The sequence below is a fragment of the Methyloglobulus morosus KoM1 genome, assembly GCF_000496735.2.
GTDB lineage: Bacteria > Pseudomonadota > Gammaproteobacteria > Methylococcales > Methylomonadaceae > Methyloglobulus > Methyloglobulus morosus.
Genome location: NZ_AYLO01000169.1, coordinates 1 through 5,340 on the forward strand (window position 1 = coordinate 1; position 5,340 = coordinate 5,340).

Genomic DNA, 5,340 nt, shown 5'->3' on the forward strand with positions numbered 1-5,340 from the left:
CCATCTTTGCCGCAATCGGTCGAACCACATTTTGGACAATTCATATTAGCCTTTACCCCTACAAATTGGGTAAGTGTAGCAAATGCTATACTAACTTAACAATACCCTTAAAAGTACGCCGAGGCGGGCTTCGCCGTTGGCAGATATTTTTTGCACAAGACTACGGCATAAGGACGGGACCTTATTCATTTTGTTCTCTCCAACCTGTCGATTCAGTAATGGTACGGCCTTTGAGCCGGTACCCATTCTTTTACTTTTCACCACGACAGTTCGGCAGGCACAAAAAAGCCGAACTACCTACTGCGACCATCACAATGTCGCCGTTGGCAGTCCGGCTTTCCATTCTTGGATCCGCGACTTTCCGCCCCTACCTTACGATAGGTTTAGCCTTGTTTATTATGATCTTCTTTTTATTCTTTTCTTATTTAAGACTTGGGGTTATTACAAGTAGAAAACCCTAAAAAGTCAACCTCTCAACATAAATTTGTTAAATTGGACTTTTCCCATCCTGGCAATGGCCATTATTAATGGAAAAACATCTTGCAACGCTTTGATAAAACGGACAATCGCCAAGCAGCCATCATTAATTAAACCTGTTGCTCTTGTTTGAGCACACCAGCCAAATCCAATAGGAATAAATCTGTCCTCACTTTCGCCTAGTCAGTTGCTTTGGCGTTCAGGATAACCACATCAAATCTAATTGCAATACGTATAAATACCTATACGGGAAGGATTTGATGGGCAATTCGCGTTGTTTTTTCATCGTAGATCGCACAAAGCACTCGCAATTCCACGCAGGACAATTAAATTTTGGGTAAAGTATGCCCATGAGCAAAGCCATCGAGCAGACCTTGTCTCTACTGAAAAGAACCCTAGTCTTGGTTTATTATTTTTACAACCACAAACAATGGCACGAACCCTGTGGCCTTAATTGTTAATTGTTATGTGCGGCTATTGCATTGAAGGTTCGGTAACGCTGGCTTTTGTCGAATCGGAAGAGACAGACCTGGTAGATAATTGGTTGCCTATCTACCTTCAGGAAACTAATGATTTGGCAGCGATCATCAATAGAACCCTTTCCTTTGACCGGTTTGAAAATGCTATCGGGATCGCCTTTTGTAGGTTGTACGGGCAATTCAATCAGTCCGGGTTCAATGGCGACTACCAACATCTTGTAGCCGTATACGGCAAGCCAAGATAGCCCAATTTCTTCAAGAACGCCGTGATGGCCAGGAGGATGATATTTGGCAAGCCCTGGGGAATCCGCTGCTATACCAAGACCAGCGGGCATGGGAGCGATTCATCAGTAACCGGAATGAACTGACCGAAGCCTCAGAGAAACTGTTATGGTCGTATTACGGCTTTTGGCTGGCCGATCAAGAAGATGAAACTGTACAACCATTGTCAAAAATAACAAACATTGGCCGAAAATATCAACTTGATTACCCGCCATCCCGGGACAGGACAAAGTTTAATATCCAGTTTCCGGCCATCTATTTTGCCTTATCTTACTTGGCAAAATACAAACCTGACTCAAACTCAATAATGCGGATTGCCCTGAAAAACCCGAATGCGCAAGATTTTACGGGCAATGACCTTTGGCTACAACGGACAGCATTCACTGCTTGTTGAAAGCATTACGGATTTGGGTTTGTTGCCTACCATTTCAAGCACATCAGGTATGAATTGCTGGCTTATGCCATGCTAAGGCAGCATCAATGATGACAACCTAAATCGATTGACCGGGCTGATCACTTCCTTTAGCCAAAATGGTATTGTTTGTATTAGCGCCAATGACTTGTTGGAAATGGTTGAAAGGTATAAAAGGCGTTTAATTGATTGATAGGTTTATTTTGTCAAAACAACTAAATGACCTTTGGTATTTGATTGTCCCTAAAGCTTGTGTAGTCAAAATGAGCGTCCGTTAAGCCCATTCTCAGGGTCAGCTTCCAGAAAACTTGACCGTCTCATAATGGCCGGACTAGTATACGTTGGTTGATATGAGCCACAGCCGGCTATTGAGAAAACGTTTATTTTTCGCTAATCAATTGAATTAATAGATGTTATGTGACAGCATAATAAAATACGCAAAATTCACGCAAACATTCGTATCATCACAGTGAAACCTCGACCCTATTTTTATTGTTGATTAGCTTAGCAATATCTCTACCAAAACTTATTGGATGCCGTGCAGGCTTCGATGACGGCTTTCAGAAACATGGTCACGAGGTATCCCATCTGTGTGCAAGTCTATTGCACACTTTGGACAAATCGAAGCTTTCAAATACACTGGGTCATGACTAGAAAATATATGCCCACATTGACAAAACACCCTGTCTTTTATTGCTAATTCAATATCCAAAAAATAAGTCTGGTAAGTCTGGTCAAAATTTGTTGGAAAACTGGGCAATACCTTGTCGTTAATGATATGGGTGAGGTGATGCTTTCTCGTTTTTACCCAGTCTATAAAATTCCCATAATCAATTTGGAAAACTTTATGGGTGTCCCGGACAATTCTTGGTGTCACTGCTGAGGGGACTTGGTGGATCATTTCTTCATCCACCAATTTTCGAAGAGACCGGGATTTTTTTACTTGTGTGTTTTCAACGATGAAAATCCGTCTGCCCGTATTTTCCATATAGTGATTGATTAGCTGTAAAAGCCTTTGTGGGGTAGAGGAAGGATCAATGTTTTTTCTTTTATCGGAGTTATATAGATTCTGCGACGTGGTGTTAATGAGATCATGGCAAATACAATTTTTATTGAAATTTCTTTTTATTTTTGAGGAACAAATTTGGAATAACAACATCATGTCACGCGGAATACCGTGTGACGCGGTGACAAACACCTTAAAGTTTTCGAAATTGTCGAATAATTCAGTCACAAATAAATCGCTGACTTCACCATCTCGGTCTTTAAGTGATGCTATTTCTTTACACGCATATTCCAATCGTTTAAACAGTGCATTTTTAACGAAAGATAACACGTCTTCATCCGATGTTAAAAAAGCAGTATCCAGGTCAACCGACCTAGTAATATCATGGCGTAGTTGGATGCCTTTTGACCGGTCAACTTCATCCTGGTCATAGAGATTGGTTTGATGCCAAATAGTGGCTATTTTTATGGAAAAGCGTTTATCATTAAAAAACGTGGTCTTGAGATACTGAGCAAACAAGGGTTGAACCCCACTCGGGTCCTTTTTATCCAGCTCCATCCACTCGTCAATCAATATATGTAGCACCTCAATTTCTAAGACATCAATCAGTTCTATGAATAATTCCCTGACCTGAAATAAATTTACACTTAGAAGGGATTCTATTTCTGTCTTTGTCTTAATAATTCCCTTGTTATTTTTCCCACCTTCTATCGAAATCGCGGCATTTAATTTTGGAATAAATTTGTCAATTTGCGCTTCAGCACTGCCGTTTAACCCCACCCCTTCAGAAGAAGTTTTTTCTTTTGTAAAGAAGTTTTTTTTGCTTATTTGGTAGGAGTCCCCTAGTTCAATCGCTTCCATCAGATTTGTTAAAAGGTCATTGACTTGTTTACCGAACAACTTAGCATCTGCCTTGGTCTTTCGAATGCTTACCACCTCCAATCTTTCTGTCGCTCGATCAAGAAAGCGCTTGAACAATACTTTCAGGAATCCTTCAAACATGAAAGAGGCCGCTTTCTTGCTGGCAAATTCTTCAGTTTCCAAGATTAACGAGGGGGGCGTTTTAGGGAAAGATTCTAAGATTGAGACCATAATTGCCATTTCATCAGGGCAATCATCCCTGATAAATTCAACAAATGAACCTAGCAGATGGGTTTTTCCTGTTCCACGGCGACCAACTATCAGATGGTTGCCATTATTATGGATGGCTTCGATGAGGTCATTGTTGACGTAAAACCGCTTAAATTCTGGAAGGTCTTCACTTTTAAGCCAAGGCTGTTCATGGAGCAAAGCATCTCGTATCAAATCACCATAGAGGGATCGTGTTTTTCTTTGCTGCATGTATGCCTCCTTATTTTTTAACCCAAGTGCCAAACTCTCGCTCAGCAGTTAATATTTACCGGAATAACAAAGCATGGATGTTAACTTAAAAACTCCGGAAAAGTCAGTTGAACTATTCCACTGGATAAATATGAAATATTACCTTTCTAATTCATATTTTTTGGTCAAAAAAATTACTACGAAAGTTAATTGTACTGATACATAAGGCATTGAACATCTTATAGGGTGTTGCAGAAAGCAGAAGAACGCGGAGATTCCCGCTTAATACTTCTAAAGGCTGGATCAATAAATGTTTTTTCAGGGAAGGAGACCTTGGCTTCTGAACCAAAAGTGAAGTCTGCAAGCCATTTCGGTTTGATAATTGAAGGCGAGACAAGATCTCTAAAACAGACTGTCGCAAGCGTTATTTTGAAATTGATGCAAATTAGTATAAACCGACCCTGTGCCGACTATCAGAATCATACCCTTGTTTTCTTTAATCCGGACATCCAACTTGCACTTCTCAAACCATAGCAGCCACAAGGAACGGTACAAATGTAGTGTAAGGCAAAGCCAATGACAGAGTATTCGCAGGAGACAGCTTAGATGTTTGCGAGCGCGGCTATCGCTACGAATGACAATCACTTGTCGCAAGTGGATTTTCCATCCGCCGGACCGTTATCAAGAAATCAGTAGTCTTACCACACTGAGATAGATCAGGAGGCTGAGCAAATCCTGAACAATCGTGGCAACTGGCCCGCTACCGTAAGCAGGGTCTTTCCCCATTCGGGACAGAATCGATGGCAATAAAAACCCGATGCTGGTGGCGACGCTGCTGGCAAAAACCAGTGCCAGTGACACCGCAAGCGCCAGGGATGCATTGAAAGTAAGCCAAATTAACGGAAAAACAAGGAGCGCCAATGCGATGCCCAGATAAAAGCCTGTTTTGAGTTCTCCCCTTAATAACTGGCGTATCGGCGTATTAGTGAATGAGAGCCCCCGAACGGCAATCGCTTCAGATTGAGTACCGATAGCATCGGCCAGATACACGATGCCGGGTATGAAAAATGCGACCGCCAAATCAGTCCTCAGCGTGCTTTCAAATGTTACCATAAGGCCTGTTACTAGCATACAACCCATGGTTCCCACAATCAGCCAGGGTAACCGGGCTATAACCCGGCTTAAAGGGTTTCCCTCTATTGCAGATAAGGCTTGGTCTGAGTTTTGCCATATCCCGACCAAACGATCTATATCCTGAATCACTGGTGTCCGGAGATTATCGGAATAGTACAGCTTAACTGATTGATAAAAAGTAAGTAAATGCCATTTATAGGTGTCACCGATTTCAATGTGTTGGAAACTAC

Annotated in this window: 3 protein-coding genes and 1 riboswitch; all 3 genes read right to left on the bottom strand. The window is 41.6% G+C overall.

From position 1 onward, the window contains the following. Positions 1-322: 322 nt before the first annotated feature. Positions 323-398: riboswitch (cyclic di-GMP riboswitch) on the bottom strand. A gap of 536 nt (positions 399-934) precedes the next feature. Then, on the bottom strand, positions 935-1,291 hold the full coding sequence (locus MGMO_RS18335; RefSeq protein WP_023496587.1) for a hypothetical protein: 357 nt from the start codon (positions 1,289-1,291) through the stop codon (positions 935-937). 885 nt (positions 1,292-2,176) lie between these two features. Beyond that, on the bottom strand, positions 2,177-3,997 hold the full coding sequence (locus tag MGMO_RS18345) for a hypothetical protein (RefSeq protein WP_023496588.1): 1,821 nt from the start codon (positions 3,995-3,997) through the stop codon (positions 2,177-2,179). A 660-nt stretch (positions 3,998-4,657) separates the two neighbouring features. Then, a partial coding sequence (locus MGMO_RS18355) for a magnesium transporter (protein ID WP_161808526.1) occupies positions 4,658-5,340 on the bottom strand: 683 nt, incomplete at its 5' end.

Excerpts from the sequence above, each read along its gene's own strand:
- MGMO_RS18335 (WP_023496587.1), bottom strand. The coding sequence starts at position 1,291 with ATGCCCGCTGGTCTTGGTATAGCAGCGGATTCCCCAGGGCTTGCCAAA.
- MGMO_RS18345 (WP_023496588.1), bottom strand. The coding sequence starts at position 3,997 with ATGCAGCAAAGAAAAACACGATCCCTCTATGGTGATTTGATACGAGAT.